Source organism: Shewanella sp. SM95, assembly GCF_025653595.1.
In the GTDB taxonomy this organism is placed as follows: domain Bacteria; phylum Pseudomonadota; class Gammaproteobacteria; order Enterobacterales; family Shewanellaceae; genus Shewanella; species Shewanella oncorhynchi.
This window is the reverse complement of record NZ_JAKKSE010000012.1, coordinates 55,650-79,995: the sequence shown is the minus strand read 5'-3', so window position 1 is coordinate 79,995 and position 24,346 is coordinate 55,650. Positions and strand designations below refer to the sequence as shown.

The following is a 24,346-nucleotide window of genomic DNA, read 5'->3' as shown; positions in this document are numbered from 1 at the left end:
GTCGAGTGATCCTGATGGCTGGTGATTTTGGACCTAATTAGTTATATTGAAAAATAAATTGTTTACCACCTAGGTATAGATAATTGTCTATGGATAAGCGTTCGTCATCGACTCAGCTTAAATTGCGGCATTTGAGTTTTCGGTTACTGCAGGTGTATGTGCAAGTGGTGCGGTTAGGTAATATTTCCGCAGCGGCGAGGGCATTGCATTTAACTCAACCCACAGTGTCATTACAGCTTAAAAAACTGGCCGATGTGTTGGGCGAGCCATTACTCGAGAGTCGTGATGGCCGCATGTTACCGACCTTGATTGGTCATGAGTTGTACCGCGCAGCCTGCGATACCTTGAGTCGTTTTGAGGATTTCGATGCTTTTATGCAGCAGGCTAAAGGTGGCAGTGTCGGTCACATCAATATCGGTATTGTCACTACCGCCAAATACGTGTTGCCACGGATTTTAGGGGCATTTTATCGGCAGTTTCCACAGGTTAAAGTGACCTTAAACATTGGTAACCGTGCCCATGTATTAGGCAGATTTGAACGTCAAGAAGATGATTTATACCTGTTCAGTCATCCTCCAAGTGGCGATAACGTGTTATCTGCACGCATCATTAAAAATCCGCTGCAACTGATTGCACCAAAGGAGCATTGGGCAGTGGGTCGTGAACAAGTGAATTTTAACGAGCTTAAGAATGAGCGTTTTATCGTGCGCGAACCGGGGTCAGCCACCCGCTTAATGTTCGAGTCTTGGTGCAGCGGACAAGGCATCACGCTCGGTGACACTATGCAAATCGAGAGTAATGAGGCGATACGCTTGAGTGTCGCGTCGGGCTTAGGTTTGTCCGTAATTTCGGCGCATACCTTGCAAGAAGGGCGCGAAAAACCTGCAATTCTAACTGTTACGGGGTTTCCGCTCGAAAGTAACTGGTATCTAGTTGGCCGTAAAGATCGCCGTTTGCCCTATGCCGCCATGCAACTGGTGGACTTTATGGCGGCGCATTTGGTCGAGTGTATCGAGCCAGAATGGGTTGCCACAGATATCAGTGAATTGGCTATGCACTTTAATCATGCACCGCAAACTCGGTCCTAGCACTCTTGAGTCTCGCTTGTATTATGGAAGCTTTATTAAACTAGATCATAGCGTTATGCATTGAGGGTAACGGTTTAACACATCTTGTGCCATTACCCTCTGATTCTATTATAAAGTGATACTCTAGACTTTAAATCGCGTCAGTAGATTGTTCAGTTCAACGGCGAGTCTTGAGAGTTCATGTGCCGAGGCACTGGTTTGCTGTGCCCCCGCAGCGCTTTGGCTGGCGAGATCGCTAATGTTCACAATGTTTTTATCGACTTCACGGGCGACTTTCGCTTGTTCTTCTGCGGCGCTTGCGATGACCATATTGCTGTTGTTCATAGTACTGATTTGAGTGTTGATCGTGTTTAATGCATCCCCAGCGAGCCTTGCGACAGCGAGTGCTTGCTCTGCCTTTTGACCACTGTGCTGCATCGATAGCACAGCGGTTTCAGTGCCGTGCTGGATCTTGTTGATCATGTCTTCAATCTCGCGGGTCGAAGACTGAGTGCGGTGGGCTAGGGCGCGAACTTCATCGGCAACGACCGCAAAACCACGGCCAGTATCGCCCGCTCGTGCCGCTTCAATGGCTGCGTTGAGGGCCAGTAAATTCGTTTGCTCGGCAATTGCGCGGATCACATCTAAAACTTTGCCAATATCGACAGCTTGCATGGCTAAGGTTTGGACAATTTGCGAACTTTGCGTCACATCCTGATTCATGTCGATAATGGCGGCGACGGTTTGATCTACCTGTTTTTTACCTAATTCAGTATTGCGGGCGGTTTCTTCTGAGGCCTCTGAAGCGAGCACCGCCGTATTGGCCACTTCATCTACTGCCGAACTCATTTCGGTAATCGCAGTTGCCGCTTGCTGTATTTCATCATTTTGTTGCTGTATGCCGCGGGAAGCATTTTCAGTGACGGAATTGAGTTCTTCGGCGGCGGAGGCGAGCTGGCTAGAGGAGTTTGCTATATGGGATAAAGTGTCGCGCAGGTTTTGCTGCATTTCAGCTAATGATTGCATCAGTTGACTGGTTTCATCTTTACCCTCTGTGCTGATTTTCTGCGTTAAATCCCCCCTTGCGACTGCCACTGAAATGCCTACAGCTTCCTTCATTGGCTGCACGATACTGCGAGTTAAAAATATTGCCACTACAAATGCAGCGATTAAGGAGCCCACTATCATAATGCTGTTTAGCCATTTACTCTCGTCGTAGGCTTGTGCAGTTATTTGACCTTGTTCCTTTGCATATTCAGTATTCAAGCTGCCAATGCTAATGAGCGTCTTTGTCATTTTTTCGGCTTGCACTATCATGACATCATCCATGATCCGTTTAGCTTCGGCTGCATCATTCGCCTGTAGCTTGCTGATCATCTCATCTTGATGCTTTAAATACAGATCAAGGCTGCCACTAAATTCTTGATAGAGCTCCTGCTCACCTGGCAGGCTAATTAAAGGCTCATAGTTTTTTTGATCCGTTTTAATACTCTGGCGGATTTGCCTTAATGTATCGAGTCCTTTGTTAAGTTCTGCTGCCGAATTTGCTAATAACAGGCGAAATGTAAACACCCTAGCGCGCATCACATTGAGGTTGATGCTCGACAGACTGACCAGCGTAGGTAGGGTATTATCTTCAATTTCTTCTGCAGTGGATCGCATGGATGACATCGTCTGTAATGACATGATTCCTTGAAGTAGCAACACAAGAGCAAGTAATCCAAACGCAGCAATTAATCGTGAGCCAATCTTAAATTGTCGTAACCACATAAGTTAATCGTCCCTGTATTTAAAATAGTTCCGTTTAAGGCAGTTCTTAATATTTTCTAGCGAATACTTCGAACTAAGTGTCATGGCGCTTATTCAGAATCATGAGTCTTTAGTTGATTGCATAAACTATAGATTATATTTTTCAGCTTTTATGTTGCAGGTTGTAAATTTGATCGATTTAAACCTATAGGCTGTAAATTAGAACAATTGAAACTAAGTTACACCGTACCTTAAAACTCAAGGTTAGCAACAGCTAGAAGCAAATTGAACGTAATGAGTCATTTAGTTGTGTGAATTGAATCGATTATGGCAGATGAGTTTTCTATTTTATGTATTTGATTTTTAATTATTATAATTTTTTTTGTTGTACTAGTTTGTCTATGATTGCAGATTTTCAATTTAGGTACTTATTCATCTTTCTAGGCTTGTATCTGCAAATAGCGTATTTGACTTGTTATATTCTGAATGCATGAATTATCTTGTCACTAATTGTTCCTCGAATTTTTATCGTGATGGCTAACTTCTTGCTTATCAATATTAGGGGGTTGGTCTAACTCAACAGAGCGATAAATCGCTAATGTTTTACGGCCATTCACTTCGACTCATTGCTATTAATCGACTGTAGGTGCGGCGGAATTCAAAACTGAGTGCGCCACCTTGATAGAGTTCACTCAGTGGCACGTCACAGCTGAGATATAAGCTGACATTTTGATCGTATAACTCATCAATTAAGCTGATAAAACGCCGTGCTGGGTCGTCGTTGGCTGCATAGGAGAGTTTGCGCTCGCCCGTGGCTGCGGCTTGGTTATCACCTGTACCGTCCTCTGTGCCGCGGGCACGGATCCAGCTTTTCACTTCGCCGCCTAATTTGGGAACGCCGCTCACCATTAAGATCTTAAATCGGCTGGCGATTTCGATGTAATCGAGTTGGGATCTCGGGCCGTCACATAGGGCATAAAAGTCGAACCAAGCGACTGAGTTGCCTGTTGGCGCTATAGCGGCGCGGATCACAGGGATTTCACGGTTGCAGATGGTTAGGCTAGCATTACTCATTCTGCTATCACTAATGCCAATAGCGCTCATATTGGGTCTATTTGGCGTTAACCTATTCACTAGCTTGTCAAAAATCCGCTCAAAATCGAGTGTTCCGGTAATGCCGATATTGCGGGAAATCGAGGCGTTAACTTCAGCGCTATCAATGCCAATCTCGTTGCTTAATGAAGCATTGATGGCGTGCATTCTATGGTCTTGGTTGCCATTGAGATGCAGCATTTGAGTGTGTGTTTGCAGCAGTTGGATGCAAGGTAAAAATCTGTGTCTAGCCAGGCCGTTCTCATATAAGCGCTCAATAGGAATATTTGAGGTGGCGACCAGCACCACACCTTGTTTGAATAGGCATTCAAAGAGCCCAGCGAGTATCATGGCATCGCCAATGTCCGAGACAAAAAACTCATCGAAACACAGCACCTTGCACTCTTTTGCGAGATTTTTAGCTATGAGAGTTAACGGATCTCGTTTACCCGAATGTTCGCGTAATGCTTGGTGAATCCGTGCCATAAATCGGTGAAAATGCAGTCTTAACTTGCCTTCACTCGGCAAACAATCGAAAAACAAATCCATCAGAAACGTTTTGCCCCGACCCACATCGCCCCACAGATACAGACCTTTGATTGCTTGTTTGTTGATAAGGGGAAAGTGTGCTGAATGTGGCTGTAGCATCAACTGCTTAAATAGTACATCGAGCGCCAACACCGCCTGTTGCTGCGCGGGATCGTCAATGAGATCTATGCTCACCTTGGCGCGATACGCTTCAAGTGGTGTCACGATTGGGGTTATCGATTGCGAGCTAGCGGAGCTTGAATGTGCCATGTCGGGGTCTCGTTGGCGGTTTGTTTTCGGTGTTTGCTGCTAGTGTGTTCTTTAGCTTTGTTTTAGTGCGATATCAACACTCACCTTTTTGAGGCATCCTGTTACTCATATTCAGGTACTCGGGAGCCATATGGCAAGATGCTCAGGGTAACATAGTCGCTGGCGTGACTTAAGTCCCGCTCTGGGGCTTAGGTTAAATACTAAGCGAAACCAGTGCTTTATTCTCGAGGACTTTTACCATAACATCTTTGTCACAAAAATAATGATATGGAATGAATCCTATGGCGAGTAAGGGCAATGGCATTACGGTTATCAGTGCGCAAACCTTGATTGAGGGCGACATTCAGTTAGAGAGCGCGGCATTCATTGCGGGTAAATTGCAGGGCAAGATTAGATCAGCAGGACAAATTAAGATCGAACTTGGCGGCGAAATCTCTGGTGAAGTCAGTTGTCATGAGCTGCGTGTTTGCGGCGTATTTCGCGGAAGAGTCTGTTGTAATAAGTTGATTATTACCAGTTCTGGTGTGGTTGACGGTGAAGTCGCCAGTCATCAGATGGAGATTTACGAAGGCGGGCAGTTTATTGGTCAGCGTATTAAAGGTCCTGAACTTGATGCCTTGCCGGACATGCTACAAGCACTCGCGCCAATAGCTCAACGCTCGGATGCGCATTTATATGCCAGTGAAAGCACTTTACTAAGAGGTGATCATCTGGCGATTCGCCCTTGGCTGTATGTTGCAGTGGCAACTGTCGTCATAGCGTTAGGTTTTAGTTTTGGACCCGAGCAATTGCGTGAGTGGTTACCGAATCTTAGTGACAGCACGTTGAAAACTGAGGTGTCTCCGGCAATCGAGGGGCTTAAGGCCGTAAATGGTATGGCTACTGATCAACCTGCTACGCCAAATAGCGCGAATGCCGACAATATGGCGGTGTTACCGGCAGAAGATCCTGATCCGCAGGCCATACAGCAGGATTCGGCGATGGAAGATTTGCAACAAATGGAACAAGGCCATGAACAGATGACGCAGGGTGATAATGGCGCACCGCCTGCCAGTGACAGTGCGACCAATAAGCTCTAATCTGTCGATCGCGCATTTGAATCTTTTAGAAGGATTATTTGGCTTTAGTTGTCAGTTAGGCCAACCTTAACCCTTTCAAACTGCCACTCTGGTAGCTTAGTTTTTAAGTCAGGAAGAATTCGATCAACATCGCCCCGCAAGATAATCAATGGTTCACCGCTAAACGCCCCGTTGGCTAACTGCTGCAGCCTTTCGGGCGTTAGAGCTTGCAACTCTGCATTCAGCTTTTGCACATCAACTTGAGTTAATCCTGTCGCGACTTGGTGGATATATTGGTTTTCACGTTGAATGCTGTTGTCTTGGCTGAGCAAATCTTCACCGATCAAATAGGTTTTAAGTGCATCGATTTCACCTTGGCTAGCACCTTGCGTCTTAACGAGTGCGAGGTGATCGAGTATGCCCACCACAAACGCGCCCGTATGTTCTATGGCTGTACTGCCGTAAAATTTGATACTGCTGGACAGCGGTGCATTGGCGCACTGGCCATAAATGCCATAGGTGAGGCCGCGTTTTTCCCGTAAATCATAGTAGAGTCTGCCCGAAAAACTGCGGCCCATGAGTGCGGATAAACTGCGACAGCTTAAGGCGACTTCCTGTGGGTTCAGTAGCTGCTGAGTTGATGCATCACTTAGGACATGATCTATGGCATAGCCTAGGCGGACTTGGGTTTGCACGCTGCCCGGCGCATCAATAAGGTAAATCCTCTTGATTTGCTGAGGCTTTACTGTCTCTGGTTTATCCGCTTTCGGCACTGAATTAGGCAATAATGGCCACAGTTTAAGGCTAGCTTGAAGGTCAAATTTAGCTTTATTTGCCAAAGAGTTGGGTAGGGAAAGATGCCACTGTGCTTGTGTTACCGCCTGCTGTTGGATTTGTTGTAGTTGCCTTAGGCTGAGTGAATCGAACAATGCATTATTATTGATCACTCTATTGTAGGGATGTTCAGGGCCGAGCAGTTTATCGCGCCACACTTTATCTATCTCGGCGCCACTAAAGGCGTTTAAGTGTTTATTGAGCTTGAGTTGACGGCGAATATTGTCGACATCGGCGGGGGCGGTTGTCGCATCAACAAAGGCATCTGGCTGCCAAAATTGCAGTAGTAAGCCGTAGATATGGTTAACATCGTCGGGGCAAGTGAGGCTTAAATTAATGCTGTGCAAGCTGACACGCATATTGAAAGTCTCAAGACAGGGATCTGCGCGGCTAATGGCAAGTGCGCGGGCCTTTTCTTGAAAGGCAATCTGTAAAATATCAGGATTATTGAAGGGAACTTGCGGGCTCACTGCCGCTAAACTGACCCTGTTGCTCACAATGTTATTCATTTGAAGTGAGGCAAGGTGATGTAACTGATAGGGTAAATCCAATTCGGTATGGGCTTCATCGGTAAAAATTTCATCCGTTACGGGGATAATGACGCCGCTTTTGAGTAAATGATTGTTCAAAGAGCTAGGCAAAGAATGGGCTAAAGAGTTTGGCGTTTCAAAATGGGCTAAACTCGGCGGTTCGCTCGGCGTGAAGACGATTTGCGTCTGCTGGCAGGCGTTTAGTGATAAAGCCACAGCGCAGAACATTAAGCCTTGTAGCTGCTTTGACATTGTCTGAGTCGTCATAATACCGCATCCTCTAAACTGTCACTCATATCGTTAGGCAGCCATTCCAGTAGCGTTTTACCCCAGCGAATATACCAAGGTGGCAGTAGGTCGACTCGGACATAATCTTGGTTGAAATACCGTTTTGCGACGCTTTGGATATCGTCGGCCGTGACTGCGTTGATCCGTTGCCACTGTGCGGTAAAGGGATGGTCTTTATCTTGAGCCGACGTTGCGGAAAGCTTGATGGCTAAGGCCTGCGTGTCATCCAGTTGTTGTAATTGATTGTTTAACCACACTTGTTTAAGTGTGCAAAGACTTGCTTCATCCAGAGCATCTTGCTGCGTTTGTGCCACAAGTCCCAATACTTTTTGCACTAAGGCATCGAGTGAGGTCCGTGCCCGTGGAACCAAGACGATATTCGCTATGCCGTGATTTTCTAACTCAAAGGGCAGGGAGTAGCTGAGCATTTGTTCGGGATTATGCAGACTGAGTTTAGCGAGTGCACTGGCGGTGTTTTGAAATAAATAGCCTTCTAGCAGCCGAATTGCCGCAGCATCGGGGTGATCTTTACCAACTGTATGCCAAGCGAGCAGTAATCCGGGCCAAGGTCCGCGCTTATCCACTAACTCAGCATGTACTTGTTTAGGCTGGATTATTAACTCAGAAAATTCAGGTTCAGCAATTGTTGGCCTAGACCAAGCCGCAAAATTTTGCTCAATCCATTGTCGGGTTTGTGGGCTTAGTTTGCCTACAAGGGAAAGCTGCATCGCATCGGGGCGATAATAAGCACGGTGAAAGGCCGTTAGGTTTTCTGGTGTGGCTTGCAAGATATCTTCGCGACTGCCAATAATACCGTGACCGTAGGGAGTACCTTTTACTTGCTCGAGTAGAAACGCCATCGCGCTACGAACATAGGGCTGATTATCTATGGTTTGTGCCATTTCCTGCAGTACGGTTTCCTGCTGATTTTTAACCGTAGTGGCGTTAAGGCTAGGGCGGATAAAGCGATCGGCTTCGAGATATAAGCCCAGTTCTAATGCTTGGTTTGGCAGCGTCACATAGTAGTTGGTGTAGTCAAAATGGGTGCTGGCATTAAAACGTGCACCTAAAGCACTGAACTGCTGAGCATAGGTATCGCCGGGGGCATTTTCACTCCCTTTAAACAACATGTGCTCAAACAGATGGGCGTAACCGCTCTGACCTTGGGCTTCGTTGCGGGCGCCTAAATTAAATTGGCTGGCGACTGTGACTGTCTGTTTATCTGCCATGGGCAGTAATCGCACTGTCAGGCCATTTTGTAGCGTATAGGTCTCTATATTCGCTTCGAGCGCATATAAGGCTTGTGCATCTTGCTCGGCGCGACATTGGGCCTGTAGCGTATGACTGAAAACACTGGCCGAAAGGGCGATAAAAAAGCTGATTTGAGTTTTCATAAGTGCGTCCTGCCGAGCTTATTTTTTAATTTGTCAAATGTCTTACTCAAGCTGGATACCATTAACGACAGGCAATTGATACATTCGCAGGTATCGATACAGATTGCACCACTGTCGACGACTGCTCGGATTTCATCGAAATCAGTTGAATAGCATTCAGTTTTTGAAAAGAACTGCTATGATGGCACAGTTCTTTTTCTGGCATAAGTACAAGATATGGTAAGCAGATCTCCGTTCGAATCCTTTCAGTGGAAAAGCGATATTTTTAACTGTGAAAGCACTGATATTGATAATTTCTATCTGCTGCTTGAGCAGGAAATGACCCGTTTGGGCATGGTTGAGAAAACATTGGGTGAAGTGGGTAAATACGATGTTAGCTTGTATCAGTCACCGGCCGCTAAGTCAGGCTTACCTTCTTTATTGATCAGCACAGGATTTCATGGCGAAGAATCTGCAGGCCCATGGGGTTTGTTGCATTTTTTGAGTGAAGCTTCAGCAGACCTATTTGAACGGGTGAACTTGAGTTTATTACCTCTCGTCAATCCTACTGGATTCAGTCGTGGTCATAGATTTAATAAATACGGCGAAAACCCAAATCGTGGTTTTGTATTTGAGAACGGTAAACCTAAAGCGAATGAACATACATCGGTTGAAGGTAAGCTATTGTTAGAGCACGCACAGTTACTGCTTGCTGCGAGTCGAGACGGTATTTTAACTTGCCATGAAGATGTCTTGAGTCGTGAAGCTTATGTGTATTCTTTTGAGCCAAGCCAAGTGCCTGGACGTTTTAGTCTCGATCTGCGCGATACTTTAGGTGGTTATTTCCCGATTGCGGTAGACGGTGAGATTGATGGGTGTCCTGTAAAGGATGGTTTGATCTTCAATCATTTTGATACGTCTTTTGAAGCTTGTTTAGTGCGAAGTGGTGCTCGTGTCGGTGCTTGTACTGAAACGCCTGCGTTGCAAAACTTCGATCAACGCGTATTAGCAAACAGTGCTGCTATGACTCACTTCTTGGCCCTGTGTGCACCTTTATGTGATTGATATGTTAGTCTATTACGTTATTGAATAGCCTGACATGACAAAAAAATACCCGCAGATTGCGGGTATTTTTTTAGGTGGTACTCGCCAGTGAATTATTGATTAATTCGCATTGGTACACCAGTACGTTCATCGAGTAGCTTCTTGATCACAGAAGAATCAGTGTCAGCTTTAGCGATAAACTTAGCGATCTCTTTTGGCAGTGATATCGCAACGGGCTCATTTGATTCAAACTCCGCCACAGTGCGAGACAATGGTTGATGCACGGCTAAGTAGCGTTTACCGTCTGGCTCTTCGGTTGCTTTAATCGGCTGGTTCACAAATTGTACCCGGGTTCCCACTGGTACAGTCTTGAATAGATGCTCGATATCTTCATGGCGTAAACGCACACAACCTTGACTGACACGCAAACCGATACCGAAACTCGCGTTAGTACCGTGAATCGCATACAAGTTGCCGATATACAGTGCATACAGTCCCATAGGGTTATCTGGACCGGCTGGCCATACCGCTGGCAGGATTTCACCTTTAGCAGCATATTCTTTACGAATGCGCGGTGTGGGTGTCCAAGTTGGGTTCGCACGCTTGCGTTGTACAGTGGTCACCCAGTTTTCTGGTGTGTCTTTACCGATTTGGCCAATACCAATAGGCAACACTTCAACAGTCTTTTTGCCTTTTGGATAGTAATACAAACGCATTTCAGCCACGTTGATCACTATGCCTTCACGGGGAGCGTTTGGCAGGATCAATTGCAATGGAATGATCAGTTGGCTACCTGGTTTTGGCAGAAATGGATCCACACCTGGGTTAGCTTCGAGTAGGTTACTGAGACCAAGCTGGTATTTGGCTGCGATATCTTCGAGAGTGTGTTTACCCTCTGGAACCGTATAATACTGGTTCTCGCCAATTAGCCTGCTTTGGGCGGCTGGTAAAGGATATTCCGTTGCTAAAGCGGACAGACTAGGGAAAACCAAAGTCAATAATAAAGCTGTGGTGCGAAGCATACTCATAAGCGGATACTACGATTCCTGTTAATAAAAAAGCGTGTTTAACGCAGCTTTCTCTCTTAAAACGAGAGCGGCAATTTGACGAGCAAAATGCACTGGCGCGCGAAGCTCGCATCCTTCCTTATTTTGGACATTATTTCAACTGAAATATGATCAGTACGGCGTATTTATCGCTTAATTTTTTGTTTTAACGGTTTTCCTTGGCGGCGTCAATTGTCAGTATTTAGTCTTGTCGTTAAAACCTGCTGTACTCAATTGTCTTGTGCATGCCTTCCTGCTTGATGAAAAAATTAACCAATCTAAAACGCGTCTGTTTGAATGGCGAGCATGTATGGCGTTACTGGAATTGATTTGTTTTGGGAAAACAGAGTGCGGTCCTTTTCTGACAAGGCTATTGCTCATCGGATAAAGTGAGTTTAAATCATCTCATTGGCAAATAAATGGAGTTAAAACAATTAGCTTAAGAATAATGCTCAAATATTCACCCTTTACACGACATTATTTTATCTGGTACTAAATTGGCTATGATACCGTTAGTTTATACAGGTTTGTGAGCTGAGTTTTGCTTGAATGATTTGAGTTTACGTTCTGTTTGTTATTTTTAACTATTTGATATTTATTTATTTTAATTCTTATTAAGTCGTGTGGAGATGTTCTGCTATCCTTTAGGTTTTACGTTAGCTTTTATCTAAAGGTTAATAGAAAGTTGGTTTTATGACATTTTTTATGTAGATGATTGAAATTTAATATTTAACGCTCCAATAATTCGATATTTTTGTGCTAATATAAAATCATAAAATTGTGAGTTGAGTCATTTTTAACCTCGGTGATTTGTCTATCGTTTAACTAAACAACCTGTATTAAGGAGGCGTTTGTGGATGCAGATTCCATCAATAGTTTTTTTCTGATTGGCGCCTTGCTTACAGCAGTGAGTGTTTTACTTAGTCCTATGTCTTCCCGTTTGGGCATCCCTATTTTATTGATTTTCCTCGCTGTGGGTATTTTGGCTGGCGAAGATGGCCTTGGTGGAATCCAGTTTGATGATTATTCAACTTCCTATTTAGTCAGTAACTTAGCCTTAGCGATTATTTTACTCGATGGCGGTATGCGCACCCGCGTTGCCAGTTTTAGGGTGGCGCTATGGCCTGCATTATCGTTGGCGACTTTTGGCGTTGCCATTACTACCAGTATTACCGGCATGATGGCCGCATGGTTGTTCGACTTGCATTGGTTGCAAGGTTTGCTGGTGGGCGCAATTGTGGGCTCGACCGATGCCGCCGCGGTATTTTCCCTGCTTAAAGGGCGTAGCCTTAATGAGCGGGTTGGTGCGACCTTAGAAATTGAGTCCGGTAGTAACGATCCCATGGCGGTATTTTTAACCGTAACCTTGATTGCCATTCTTGCCAATGTCGACAGTGAGTTGTCCTTCAGCTTTATGCTTATTAGCTTTATTAAGCAATTTGGTCTGGGGATCTGTTTAGGTTTAGGCGGCGGCTGGATGCTGTGGAAGCTCGTCAATTTAAGCAAGTTAGCTGATGGTCTGTACTCTATTTTAGTTTTAAGCGGTGGTCTGATTATTTATGCTGCGTCCAACAAACTGGGTGGTAGCGGTATTTTGTCGATTTACTTAGTGGGTCTGTTCCTCGGCAATAAGCCAACCCGTGGCCGTCATGCGATTTTGAACGTACTGGATGGTATGACTTGGGTCAGTCAAATCGGCATGTTCCTCGTATTAGGGTTATTGCTTACCCCTTCAGATTTAGTCGATATCATGATCCCAGGTTTTGCTCTGGCATTCGGAATGATTTTATTTGCTCGCCCTGTCGCCGTATGGATCAGTCTATTGCCCTTTAAGAGCTTTAGCAGTCGCGACCGCTGGTTTATTTCTTGGGTGGGGTTACGCGGCGCTGTGCCTATCATCTTAGCTGTATTCCCTATGATGGCGGGCTTACCGGGTGCTCAGTTGTACTTCAACTTAGCCTTCTTCGTTGTATTAGTGTCGTTGCTGGTTCAAGGTGCATCTTTGACCACAGCAGCGCGTTTAGCTAAGGTGGAGCTGCCCCCAAAGCCGTTACCCGTTTCGCGCTCGGGAGTTGAAATTTACCCGAGCAGCGAATGGGAAGTGTTTGTCTATCGTTTGAGTGAAAGTAAGTGGTGTATTGGTGAGCCGCTAAAGCGCTTGGCTATGCCAGATGGGACACGGATTGCGGCGGTATTTAGGGATGACACTTTGCTGCATCCATCGGGTAGCACTCGTCTCGAGGCGGGCGATATACTCTGTGTGCTGGGTCAGGAGAAAAGTTTAGAAGCCTTGAGTAACCTCTTTAGCCAAGCGCCAGAAAATAAAGAAGTACAACGATTCTTCGGTGATTTCTTTATTGAAACAGACGTTAAGCTTGCGGATCTCGCGCCTATTTATGGTTTGAGTTTAGATAATCTCGCTGATGATATGACAGTCGCAGACCTTGTGGTATCTCAGCTTGGCGCCAATCCTGTACTTGGGGATCAGTTCCACTGGCAGTCGTTGCATTGGGTGGTGGCGGGGCTGTATGAAGGTAAAGTCACTAACGTAGGTATTCGTTTACCGACTGAGAATGCGCTCTAATCCTATGTGCTAGATGGTCCTTACTATCGAAAGTTACCATAAAAAATGCCAGCTTATTTGCTGGCATTTTTGTATTCAAAGCTAATTGAGCTTATTGATATAAAGATTTATCCGTTGGGTCGGGACGGGTCTTAAAGCGGCGATGTAACCACATATATTGGGCGCGGTTTTTATCTATGATGGATTCAATAATCTTGTTACCGCGAATGGCATCGGCTAATTCATCTTCGCCGGGGAAATTATCCAGCGGTGGCATCACTTCAATTCGATAGCCTTTATCATCTGTAGTACGTTCCACAAAAAAAGGCAGGACTTTGGCTTTGCCGAGTTTAGCTAACGTGGTGGCACCGGTAATCGTTGCCGCATCTGGCATGGCATAAAATGGGATAAATACCGCACTGGAACGGCCAAAGTCTTGATCGGCCGTGTACCAAATCACATCGGGATTGCGGAGGCAGCGTATCATTTGGCGCAAGTCGCGTTTAGAAACGAGACCTTTATTGGAGCGTAAACGGCCTTTGACCTGCAGGTATTCCATCACTGGATTATTGTGTGGGCGATAAACCCCCACGCCGGGTTGGAATTGGCCGAAGATACGTGCGCCCATTTCCAGCGGCAAACAATGCACGGCAAAGAGGATCACGCCGTGGCCAGCATTTAACGTGTCTTGTACGTGTTCTTCGCCTTTGATACTCATGTGCTGCTGCACTTTTTCATCGGGCCACCACCATGCATTGATGGTATCGAAAATGGCTTTGCCCGTTTCTTCAAAGTTACGCGTGAGTAAATCTTCTCGCTGTGCTTCCGTCATTTCAGGGAAACAGAGGGTCAAGTTACGGCGCGCTGTGTGGGTGCGGCCAGCTGCGAATTTCATCACTAAGCGACCCAATCCCTTACCCAGCGTCATCTGCCAAGGAAGCGGTAGAAGCTGAGTTAAACGCATCAAAAATACGCCAAACCACATGGGCCAATGCTTAGGATGATATAAAGAAGATGAAAACTCGGCTTTCTCGACCACAAAAATACTCACTACTTTTGAAAATTACTGCTCATTCTAACTCAATTTTTGCTGAAAATTAGGTACAATCACGGTTTAATTTCTGCATAAAGATAAGAGCACTATGAAGGTTTCTCTGCCAGCATTTGAAAAAGCCAGAGTGTTAGTCGTCGGCGATGTGATGTTAGACCGCTATTGGGTTGGCCCTACGGGACGTATCTCCCCTGAAGCCCCCGTACCTGTGGTGAAGATTAATCAAGTCGAAGACAGACCCGGCGGCGCGGCCAACGTGGCGCTCAATATCGCGACCTTAGGGGGGCAAGTCCAACTTGCTGGGCTCGTCGGTCAAGACGATACTGCCCATGCCTTAACGCTCGGCGTGCAAACTTTAGGGGTTGAACCCCAATGGTTAAGTATTGCTGATAAACCAACCATCACTAAGCTGAGGGTGTTATCACGTAATCAGCAGCTTATCCGCCTCGATTTCGAAGAAGCCTTCGACAAGGCCGATAGCGTGCGTTTATTGAAACAATCCGAGGCCTTACTCGATTCTGTCGATGTCGTGGTGTTATCTGACTATGCTAAGGGCGCTATCGATCAGCCGCGAGATTTTATTGCTTTAGCGCGTTCGAAAGGTGTGATGGTATTAGTCGATCCTAAGGGCAGTGACTTTGGTCGTTATCATGGCGCGTCGCTAATTACCCCCAATATGAGTGAGTTTGAAGCCGTTGTTGGCACTGTGACCTCTGAAGCCGATCTGCTGGAAAAAGCCCGTGGCTTACTCAAGCAACATCATTTTGATGCCATTTTAGTGACCCGCTCTGAAAAGGGCATGACCTTAGTGACCGCTAATGCGCCTGAGTTGCACATTCCTACCGTTGCCCGTGAAGTCTATGATGTGACGGGGGCTGGCGATACTGTGATTTCAGCCTTAGCAACCTCATTAGCCGCGGGCGCCGATTTACCGCAGGCTTGCGCAATTGCGAACACCGCCGCTGGCGTTGTGGTCGGTAAACTTGGCACTTCTACCGTGAGCCGCATTGAGCTTATTGAAGCCCTAGCTTTGCACCATGGAGAATCGGGTTTTGGGGTGGTGAGTGAAGATCAACTGGCCTACGCCTTAGAGCAAGCCAAACTACGCGGTGAACGTGTGGTGATGACTAATGGTTGCTTTGATATTTTACATGCGGGCCACGTGAGCTATCTTAAACAGGCGAAAGCTTTGGGCGATCGTTTGATCGTCGCGGTAAACGATGATGCCTCGGTTAAACGCCTCAAGGGTGAAGGCCGTCCAGTTAATCAGGTTGATCGTCGTATGGCTGTGCTCGCTGGCTTAGCTTCTGTCGATTGGGTTGTGCCTTTTAGTGAAGATACGCCGCAGCGCATCATTACTCGATTGCTGCCAAATCTGCTGGTCAAAGGTGGTGATTATAAGCTTGAGGATATTGCTGGTGGCGCTGAAGTGATTGCCGCCGGTGGCCAAGTGCAAGTGCTGGGCTTTGAGGATGGTATTTCAACCACGGCGATTATACAAAATATCATGGCGAATCAGTGAGCTTAGTCGCTCTGGCATTCGCATCTAGCCTGACTTGGACGCCCATTGCCGATAAGCAGGCTTTGATTTGCCCTTTACCAGAGCTTGGTACTTGCTTGGCATTATTGCCAGAGCAAGTGTTGGTGCAGCTTCCTGCAACACTCGAACAATTTAGGCTTGATTTAGGCCGCAGAAGTGCCATGGTCATGCCCGTCGATGACAATAAGATTGCGGGCCTAGTCTTAGTGAATGAGCAGCTGACACCACAAGTACAGTTAGCCAGTGTCGATATGGTGACCTATCAATTACCTTTGCTTGAACAGCCGCAATTAACCCTATGGCATGAGCTCGGTCATTTGGAGAACCTTGCTCTGCAAGGCTCTGTGTTACCTACTCACTTGAGTGCATATCAACATGAATGGCTAGCCGACATTTATTTGGTTTGGCGTATCGCACGGGAGAAAAATGATTTTGCCTTGGCGTGGCAGCAATACCACAGACGTAACCTTGATGCATTAACAAGCCCGCAATATTTGTCGCATTGGAGTTCGCCAATGTTGATACAAGTGTTTCATCGATATGATGTTGCTCAAGTGGCTAAATTTACCGAGTATCGGGACTTTTTAACGAATTTTTACCCTAAAGCCGAGCAATTAGAGCCGAGATTATTAGGTGAGTATTCGAGCTTAATGCAACGCACTTTTGGCGCGAGTGTATTGCAACCCCTTCCTGAATATCTATTTTGGCGAAAAGCCGATCTTGGACACTATCTCCAACCGACGTTCGTTTTACTCATGGGCGAAGAAAAAGCACATAACTGGTTGGTACAAAATTCAATGTTATGAATGTGTTAATTAAATCGGTGGTGAAGCCTGTTTTAAACTGAACCCTAGCTGAACAAAAGTGAAATACGCTGGTTACGGCCCAGTGAACAGCAGTAATCCCTGAGCGGCTTTGGTAAGCTTTCCCCCTAAAAATAAGAGGGGAGACATTACTATGGCTAAGCGCTCGCGAGTACAAACTGAGCAAACCATAAATCAAATTATGGATGAAGCGTTAAGACAAATTTTGACTATCGGCTTTGAGACTATGTCTTATACTACGTTATCTGAAGCAACGGGTATTAGTCGCACAGGTATTAGTCACCATTTTCCACGCAAAAGCGATTTTCTTGTTCGTTTAGATAGTCGTATCGGCAATCTATTTGTTGCTGCGCTGGATTTTTCTAGCCAAGAGGCATTGGAAACATCCTGGATGCAGGCCATGCAGGAAGAACATTACCGCGCAGTATTGAGACTGTTCTTTAGTCTTTGTGGTGGTGCGAATAATGAAATTACCCTCTTTAGAGCGGTGAGTACAGCGCGTCAGCAAGCGATTGCTGAGTTAGGCTTAGCGGGCGATCGCACGATAAACCATTTATTAGGCCGTACAGCTGTGATGTTGTTATCCAATTTTGATGTGGCAAAAGCAGCATAATAGACTGACCAATGAATATAAAAATGGAGCCTAATGGCTCCTTTTTTGTGGGTAAAAATCGTGATTTGTACTGAGGTAAGTCATACCCCAATAGTGTAGGATGACCACTCAATAATGATTTAAGTTAGTGATATTGCCTTGTACTCTTGATTTGACAGGATAAAACATATGGACATGACACCCATCTCTAATGAGGCAGATATGCCTAAACGCACCATTAAGCTTGATAACACTGAGCTTATCAAAACCAGTTTTTGGGTGAGTCAGATTTTTATAATCATTGCGACTGTTGTTGGCGTGTATTTAGCCGCGCAAGAAGGGTTGTCACAGGCAATTAAATTTGATGCCCTGAGCAATATGCAGAATAACTATCATCTGCGTCATGCCCTATATGACGAAGTGAGTGACAATGTTGGAATCTTAAGTCATTACGCTGACACAGTTGAGACTGTAAGTAGTAATAGTTTAGTGAAAATGCATCCGCAGATGGGATTATTTGTCTGGGATAACATGCGCTATTCTGCCAATGCACTAGAAACACCGAGTGATATTTTGTCTGATATTCGTCGTTTGTATTTAGAGTCTGAGAAGATCATTAGCAATATTGAAACCCGTCACTATAGCGTTTCTTACGGTAAGGATCAGTTGCAAAATGTATTGAGTAAAATCAAAGAAGATACTTTGCCAAAACTCAAAACGAATTATGAAACCCTGTCAAAAGAGCTTAATGATAACGATATTGCCGTCGACTAACGTATCTTGGCTTAGCTCCCCCCCCAAAAAAACATCAGGGGCCATTCTTATCCCTGATGTTTGAATCCATTGATGAATTCAGTGTTCCTGACAACACTTCTGTATGATCTGCTTTAGTCCCTATTATTTTATGGCACTTAAGCTAATGATGAATCTAGTCAGATTTTCTCCGTCGGTATTTATCATTAAAACCTTGTTGAGTTAGCTTAATTCCTGTCGATAGGCTTGAGTTAATTTTTGCTGTTGTAGATAGATGCGAATCGCCAAGAAGGTTAATGCGGCAGCAATCACGGCACTGATTGCGTGGTGGAAGACTAAGTGACTTATCAGGAATGTGGGCAAGTCTTCAAAGCTGTCGATAAGGAAAAGCTTAGTGATTAAGCCGATATAGACGAGAAGATGTAGAGCCGCGCCAGTGATAAAGAGTCGTTTAAATTTATCAATCAGTTTGATATCTAAATTGATATTAAACCATCGACAAAATAGGTACCCACTCAGGCCGATAGTAATCGATATCCAGCCAAGCCCGAGTAATGAGGTTTTGATTAATACGGCAGACAGGATAAACAATCCAAGCAACATTTATTATTTCCTTAAACCAGCTTTAGATTTAACTTACTGTTTTAGCTTACATTAAGCATATCAGCATTGTGGGCAGATAAGCCTCGCATCATATTGGCGCAGAGACTAGCTTAATAGGCTTAAAAAAATGTGAAAAGAAAGGGAGCCATTGGCTCCCTTCATTTCTTTAGAATAGTGTTTATCGCCTAAACGATTTCTACTCTGTTGATATTAAATCAAACTCAAAGTGCCTTTAAAATGGCTTCAACACTGGCCTTAGCATCCCCAAACAGCATTTGGGTATTTTCTTTGAAGAACAGTGGGTTTTGCACGCCGGCATAACCTGTGTTCATCGAACGTTTAAAGCCAATCACGTTTTGCGCTTTCCACACTTCCAGCACTGGCATACCAGCGATTGGACTGCCTGGGTCTTCCATTGCCGCGGGGTTAACCGTGTCGTTGGCGCCGATAACGAGCACGACATCTGTGTCTTTAAAGTCTTCGTTGATTTCGTCCATTTCGAGCACGATATCGTAGGGGACTTTAGCTTCAGCGAGCAGTACGTTCATATGGCCTGGTAATCGACCAGCAACTGGATGGATACCAAAACGCACTTTCACGCCGCGATCACGTAGTTTTTGAGTGATTTCCGCAACAGGATATTGCGCCTGCGCCACTGCCATACCGTAACCCGGAGTGATGATGACTGAAGTGGCATTTTTCAGCATATCCGCCACATCTTCTGCGTTGGTTTCACGGTATTCACCCATTTCTTCATCGGCAGTCGAGGCCACACCATCTGTGCCAAAGCCGCCCGCGATAACTGAAATAAATGAGCGATTCATGGCCTTACACATGATGTAAGACAGAATTGCACCCGATGAACCCACTAATGCGCCAACGACAATCAAGAGGTCGTTTGACAACATAAAGCCCGCTGCTGCCGCTGCCCAACCTGAGTAGGAGTTCAGCATAGACACCACCACTGGCATATCCGCGCCGCCAATGGATGCCACTAAATGCCAGCCAAAGGCGAAAGCAATCAAGGTCATCAACAGCAGTGCTGGCATAGTGCCGCCTGTCTGTACGAAGTATACCAACAGGGCGAAAGACACTAGCACTGCGACTAGGTTTAGCTTGTGGCGATGTGGCAGCATCAGAGGTTTAGATGAAATCAGTCCGCGTAACTTACAAAAGGCAACGATAGAACCCGTAAAGGTCACCGCACCGATGAAGATCCCGAGGAAGACTTCGACTAAGTGAATGTTAAGCATAGCGCCAGTGAGGTGCTCTTTGCTGGCGGTCTTCACCGCTTCACTTAGCGCATCTTGTACTGCGGCGAGGGTCGTATTGATATCACCACCGACAGCCACCACGACTTGTGATACTTCCTGTGGATGTAAGTCGATAAAGCTGTTGAAACCCACTAATACCGCGGCCATACCCACAAAGCTGTGCAATATAGCAACCAGTTCAGGCATTTCAGTCATTTCGACTTTTAGTGCTAAACGGATACCAATCGCGCCGCCAATCACCATAGCGATTAAGATCCACGCAATTCCGTTAGTATCGGGGTTGAAAATGGTAGCCAGTAGGGCGATTGCCATACCTAAGATACCGAATAAATTGCCGTGTTTTGCCGTCTCTTGCTTCGACAGTCCCGCGAGACTGAAGATGAAGAGAATGGCGGCAATAATGTAAGCTGCTGTTACCAGTCCTTGAGACACGTTAAACCCCCTTAATCCTTACGGAACATCTTCAGCATGCGCTGAGTGACGGTAAAGCCACCGAAGATGTTAATACTGGCGATCAGCACGGCGATAAACGCCAGTACAGTGACCAAAGTTGAACCCTGACCGATTTGCAGTAGGGCGCCGACCACGATAATGCCCGAAATCGCGTTAGTGACTGACATTAAAGGTGTATGCAGTGAGTGGGATACGTTCCATACCACGTAATAGCCAACAACGCAGGACAGCAAGAATACTGTGAAATGCGACAGGAACTCTGGTGGTGCTACCGATGCCACGGCAGCAAATCCTGCAACGCCTAAGGCGGCGAGCACGTATTTGAGCTTAGATGGTGCCTTCGGGGCGGTATTTTTAGGCTCGATTTTCGCCGCTGGTTTTGCTGGCGCCGCAGAAACCGAAATCGGTGGTGGCGGGAAGGTCACTTCACCTTCTTTAATCACTGTCATATTGCGCATGACTACATCATCAAAGTTGATGCTGGCTGTGCCGTCTTTTTCTTTACACATTAACTTCATCAGGTTGACTAAGTTAGTGCCGTAAAGCTGTGAGGATTGTGCCGGTAGACGACCGGGAAGGTCGGTATAACCAATCACTTTTACGCCGTTAGGAGTAACAAACAGCTCACCCGATTGAGTGTATTCGCAGTTACCACCCGTCGCAGCGGCTAAATCGACGATCACTGAGCCGCTCTTCATGCTATCGACCATGGCTTTGGTGATGAGCTTAGGCGCTGGACGACCAGGAATTAGCGCTGTGGTGATGATGATGTCGACTTCTTTGGCTTGCTCGGCAAACAGTGCCATTTCGGCGGCAATAAATTCATCCGACATGGTTTTAGCATAACCGTCCGATGAACCACCTTCCTCGTTACCAAAATCCAGTTTAAGGAATTGGCCGCCCATAGATTCGATTTGCTCGGCCACTTCTAAGCGGGTATCGAAGGCGCGCACTATGGCGCCAAGCGATCCTGCTGTACCAATGGCGGCAAGGCCAGCTACACCAGCACCAATGACTAACACTTTGGCGGGCGGTACTTTACCAGCAGCGGTAATTTGGCCAGTAAAGAAACGGCCAAAATGATGTGCGGCTTCAACAACGGCGCGATATCCACCAATGTTTGCCATAGAGGAGAGGGCATCAAGTGACTGGGCGCGGGAGATGCGTGGCACCATGTCCATTGCCATCACGTTGATCTTACGTTTAGATAACTTCGCAACCAGCTCAGGGTTTTGTGCGGGCCAAATAAAGCTGACGATAGTCGCCCCGTCTTTGATTTGTTCAATTTCGGCGTCGCTTGGCGCATTGACCTTAAAGATCAGATCGGCTTGCCAAACGTTTGTTGTCACCTTCGCGCCCGCAGCTTCAAAAGCTGCATCATCGAAACTTGACAGTTGACCCGCATTGGCCTCAATAACAACTTCAAAGCCGAGTTTTTTAAGCTGCTCAACGGTGGCTGGGGTCGCGGCGACCCTAGTTTCACCGGCGAGACTTTCTCTCGGTATTCCAATCTGCATGACTACTCCCTGATGGTTTATATAATCGTTCCGCCTGCTGTTCTTCCTTCATCGTACTCAACTGCAAAATCTGTCGTCACCAGCGTTTATTCGGCGGGTGATTCGAGTCAGTTAGGGCATTCAATCTAGGATGGACACTTTTTGTTTTTAAAACAAACTATTCTGTGGGCAACAGAAATTATTGTTCGACAGGCTCATGACCATTGTGGCAATACTTTAGCTTGGCACAAGTGCATATTTCTCAAGCAGGCCATTTCTGCACTGGTCGGATCAAAAACTTTTAACCAGTGCACACTTTTGTAGCTTAAATTTTGCACTTTGTATATTCCAAAATGGAATTAAAAATCCTATTTTATTCTTTTTTGCTTTTCTTAAACCGCGATAAGCTTGTGGACATTACACTGTCATAGGGCCGTCTCATGTTGTTAAAAGAACTTTCATCGCTGGCTTCGCCATTGTCTCAAGGACAAGTCGATAAGCTAAAACAACTCACTTCTGAGTTAAGTGCTGTGCAATTGGCCTGGGTGAGTGGCTATCTTGCTGCCACAGCCAATGCGGGCCAATTAGCGCCTGCCGCACAGGCGCAAACGGCTCAAACTGTGACTATTCTCTATGGCAGCCAAACGGGTAATGGCCGTGGTGTCGCTAAAGCGCTCGCCGATAAGGCGCAGGCGCAAGGTTATGCGGTCAATCTGGCTTCAATGGGCGAATACAATGTTCGCCAATTAAAGCAAGAAGCTGTGCTTTTATTGGTGGTCAGCACCCATGGTGAAGGTGAAGCGCCGGATGATGCGATTGAATTACACAAGTTTTTAGCATCGAAACGTGCCCCTAAGTTAGACAATTTACATTACTCAGTGCTGGCGCTGGGGGATTCTAGCTATGAATTTTTCTGCCAAACCGGTAAAGACTTCGATGCCCGCCTAGCAGCGCTGGGTGCTAAATCACTATTACCTTTAATTGAATGTGATGTGGATTATGAAGCTGCCGCGGGCCAGTGGCACGCCGATGTATTAGAGGCCGTTAAGCCGCTAATCGAAACCTCGTCCGCCAGTGTGGTATCCATCGGCACCGCTAAAGCGATTGGCGAAAGTGAATTTACTAAGCAAAACCCCTATAGCGCCGAAGTGCTTGTGAGCCAAAAAATTACCGGCCGTGGATCAGACCGAGATGTGCGCCATGTTGAAATCGACCTTGGCGACTCAGGCTTAACCTATCAAGCGGGTGATGCCCTTGGTGTGTGGTTTAGTAATAACGAAGTCTTAGTCGATGAAGTCTTAGCGGGTTTGTCATTAGCCGCCGATGAGTTAGTGACCCTTGGTACTGAATCCTTGTCCCTTAAGCAGGCTTTGGTTGATAAGAAAGAATTGACTCAGTTATACCCTGGATTAGTCAAAGCTTGGGCCGAATTGAGCGGCAGCACTGAACTGCTGGCATTGAGCGAAGATAAAGAACAAGTGCGCCACTTTATCCTTAAGCATCAATTTGCCGATTTAGTTACTCAGTATCCATTATCAAATAACTCAGTAACCTTAAATGCAGCAAAACTGCTTGAGCTACTGCGTCCATTAACGCCAAGACTTTACTCTATCGCCTCAAGTCAAAGCGAAGTTGAAACAGAAGTCCACTTAACTGTGGCCTTAGTGGAAGATGAGCGCCATGGCTCAGCACGTTTTGGCGGTGCGTCACACTTCTTAGCATCTGCGCAGGAAGGCACGCAAGTTAAGGTTTATGTTGAGTCGAACAAGCATTTCCGTTTGCCTGAAAATCCAGAAACACCGGTGATCATGGTGGGGCCTGGTACCGGTGTTGCGCCCTTCCGTGCCTTTATGCAGGAGCGCGTAGCACAAGGGATCCAAGGTGATAGCTGGTTATTCTTCGGCAATCCTCACTTTGAGCAGGATTTCTTGTATCAAACTGAGTGGCAACAGTATTTGAAAAATGGCGATCTCAGCCGTATCGATGTGGCGTTCTCACGCGATCAAGCCCATAAGATTTATGTGCAGCACCGCATTAAAGAACAAGGCCATGCCCTGTGGCAATGGTTGCAAAATGGCGCGCATCTTTATATTTGTGGTGATGCTGAACGTATGGCCAAAGATGTTCACCAAGCCTTGATTGAGGTGGCAGTCGAAGTCGGTGGTTTGAATACCGAAGCTGCCGAAGCCTATTTTGAAACCCTGCGCAGCGATAAACGTTACCAAAAAGACGTGTATTAATCTCAACCGTTGCGCAGATAAGAAACGCATAAGAATAGCCAAAGCTGCACACGTGATGACCTGTGCAGCCAGCTAACC

Annotated in this window: 18 protein-coding genes; 9 read left to right on the top strand and 9 right to left on the bottom strand. The window is 46.1% G+C overall.

All coding sequences use genetic code 11. The features are described 5' to 3' along the window. The first annotated feature begins 89 nt into the window (after window positions 1-89). A complete protein-coding gene (locus tag L5M29_RS13950) occupies window positions 90-1,088 on the top strand; it encodes a LysR family transcriptional regulator (protein WP_263168336.1) in 999 nt (332 codons plus the stop codon). A 123-nt stretch (window positions 1,089-1,211) separates the two neighbouring features. Here the strand turns inward: L5M29_RS13950 and L5M29_RS13945 are convergent, their stop codons facing one another. Together L5M29_RS13945 and zapE are read right to left on the bottom strand one after the other, a co-directional pair. Further along, window positions 1,212-2,837: a methyl-accepting chemotaxis protein gene (locus L5M29_RS13945; RefSeq protein ID WP_263168335.1), complete on the bottom strand. Its 1,626-nt coding sequence runs from the start codon at window positions 2,835-2,837 to the stop codon at window positions 1,212-1,214. 582 nt (window positions 2,838-3,419) lie between these two features. Beyond that, window positions 3,420-4,706 (bottom strand): cell division protein ZapE, encoded by a 1,287-nt coding sequence (zapE, locus tag L5M29_RS13940; RefSeq protein ID WP_263168334.1) that lies wholly within the window; start codon window positions 4,704-4,706, stop codon window positions 3,420-3,422. Between the two features lie 281 nt (window positions 4,707-4,987). Here zapE and L5M29_RS13935 point away from each other — a divergent pair, with 281 nt between their 5' ends. Continuing rightward, on the top strand, window positions 4,988-5,785 hold the full coding sequence (locus tag L5M29_RS13935) for a polymer-forming cytoskeletal protein (RefSeq protein WP_263168363.1): 798 nt from the start codon (window positions 4,988-4,990) through the stop codon (window positions 5,783-5,785). 44 nt (window positions 5,786-5,829) lie between these two features. On the opposite strand, the gene L5M29_RS13930 is transcribed toward L5M29_RS13935, so the two are convergent. Together L5M29_RS13930 and L5M29_RS13925 are read right to left on the bottom strand one after the other, a co-directional pair. Next, window positions 5,830-7,395, bottom strand: a complete 1,566-nt coding sequence (locus tag L5M29_RS13930; RefSeq protein WP_263168333.1) for a M16 family metallopeptidase — start codon at window positions 7,393-7,395, stop codon at window positions 5,830-5,832. Next, the gene (locus tag L5M29_RS13925; protein ID WP_263168331.1) at window positions 7,392-8,810 is read right to left on the bottom strand and encodes a M16 family metallopeptidase; all 1,419 of its coding nucleotides are present in this window, start codon (window positions 8,808-8,810) and stop codon (window positions 7,392-7,394) included. Before L5M29_RS13925 ends, L5M29_RS13930 begins: the two co-directional genes overlap by 4 nt. Window positions 8,811-9,026: 216 nt before the next feature. Here L5M29_RS13925 and L5M29_RS13920 point away from each other — a divergent pair, with 216 nt between their 5' ends. Then, window positions 9,027-9,854, top strand: coding sequence for a M14 family metallocarboxypeptidase (locus L5M29_RS13920; RefSeq protein WP_105251567.1), 828 nt, complete (start codon window positions 9,027-9,029; stop codon window positions 9,852-9,854). A 92-nt stretch (window positions 9,855-9,946) separates the two neighbouring features. Here L5M29_RS13920 and L5M29_RS13915 read toward each other — a convergent pair whose 3' ends face one another. Next, entirely contained in the window at window positions 9,947-10,861 is a 915-nt protein-coding gene (locus L5M29_RS13915; RefSeq protein ID WP_105251568.1) for a L,D-transpeptidase family protein, read from the bottom strand. A gap of 871 nt (window positions 10,862-11,732) precedes the next feature. Between L5M29_RS13915 and L5M29_RS13910 the strand changes: the two genes are divergently transcribed. Next, the gene (locus tag L5M29_RS13910; RefSeq protein WP_105251569.1) at window positions 11,733-13,463 is read left to right on the top strand and encodes a potassium/proton antiporter; all 1,731 of its coding nucleotides are present in this window, start codon (window positions 11,733-11,735) and stop codon (window positions 13,461-13,463) included. Between the two features lie 91 nt (window positions 13,464-13,554). Here the strand turns inward: L5M29_RS13910 and L5M29_RS13905 are convergent, their stop codons facing one another. Beyond that, window positions 13,555-14,481: an LpxL/LpxP family Kdo(2)-lipid IV(A) lauroyl/palmitoleoyl acyltransferase gene (locus L5M29_RS13905; RefSeq protein ID WP_168822581.1), complete on the bottom strand. Its 927-nt coding sequence runs from the start codon at window positions 14,479-14,481 to the stop codon at window positions 13,555-13,557. A 103-nt stretch (window positions 14,482-14,584) separates the two neighbouring features. Here L5M29_RS13905 and hldE point away from each other — a divergent pair, with 103 nt between their 5' ends. From hldE to L5M29_RS13885, 4 genes are all read left to right on the top strand, one after another. Next, window positions 14,585-16,015 (top strand): bifunctional D-glycero-beta-D-manno-heptose-7-phosphate kinase/D-glycero-beta-D-manno-heptose 1-phosphate adenylyltransferase HldE, encoded by a 1,431-nt coding sequence (gene hldE, locus L5M29_RS13900; protein ID WP_028761811.1) that lies wholly within the window; start codon window positions 14,585-14,587, stop codon window positions 16,013-16,015. Continuing rightward, the gene (locus L5M29_RS13895; RefSeq protein WP_263168329.1) at window positions 16,012-16,839 is read left to right on the top strand and encodes a hypothetical protein; all 828 of its coding nucleotides are present in this window, start codon (window positions 16,012-16,014) and stop codon (window positions 16,837-16,839) included. The genes hldE and L5M29_RS13895 overlap by 4 nt, the downstream gene beginning before the upstream one ends. Window positions 16,840-16,990: 151 nt before the next feature. Next, on the top strand, window positions 16,991-17,470 hold the full coding sequence (locus tag L5M29_RS13890) for a TetR family transcriptional regulator (protein WP_006082899.1): 480 nt from the start codon (window positions 16,991-16,993) through the stop codon (window positions 17,468-17,470). A gap of 168 nt (window positions 17,471-17,638) precedes the next feature. Continuing rightward, the gene (locus L5M29_RS13885) at window positions 17,639-18,223 is read left to right on the top strand and encodes a hypothetical protein (protein ID WP_263168327.1); all 585 of its coding nucleotides are present in this window, start codon (window positions 17,639-17,641) and stop codon (window positions 18,221-18,223) included. Between the two features lie 201 nt (window positions 18,224-18,424). Here L5M29_RS13885 and L5M29_RS13880 read toward each other — a convergent pair whose 3' ends face one another. From L5M29_RS13880 to L5M29_RS13870, 3 genes are all read right to left on the bottom strand, one after another. Beyond that, entirely contained in the window at window positions 18,425-18,805 is a 381-nt protein-coding gene (locus tag L5M29_RS13880; RefSeq protein WP_105251574.1) for a hypothetical protein, read from the bottom strand. A gap of 221 nt (window positions 18,806-19,026) precedes the next feature. Further along, complete coding sequence (pntB, locus tag L5M29_RS13875) at window positions 19,027-20,511, bottom strand: Re/Si-specific NAD(P)(+) transhydrogenase subunit beta (protein WP_105251576.1); 1,485 nt, start codon at window positions 20,509-20,511, stop codon at window positions 19,027-19,029. An 11-nt stretch (window positions 20,512-20,522) separates the two neighbouring features. Then, window positions 20,523-22,049, bottom strand: coding sequence for a Re/Si-specific NAD(P)(+) transhydrogenase subunit alpha (locus L5M29_RS13870; protein ID WP_263168325.1), 1,527 nt, complete (start codon window positions 22,047-22,049; stop codon window positions 20,523-20,525). Between the two features lie 419 nt (window positions 22,050-22,468). Between L5M29_RS13870 and L5M29_RS13865 the strand changes: the two genes are divergently transcribed. Next, window positions 22,469-24,268: an assimilatory sulfite reductase (NADPH) flavoprotein subunit gene (locus L5M29_RS13865; protein WP_263168324.1), complete on the top strand. Its 1,800-nt coding sequence runs from the start codon at window positions 22,469-22,471 to the stop codon at window positions 24,266-24,268. The last annotated feature ends 78 nt before the right edge of the window (window positions 24,269-24,346 follow it).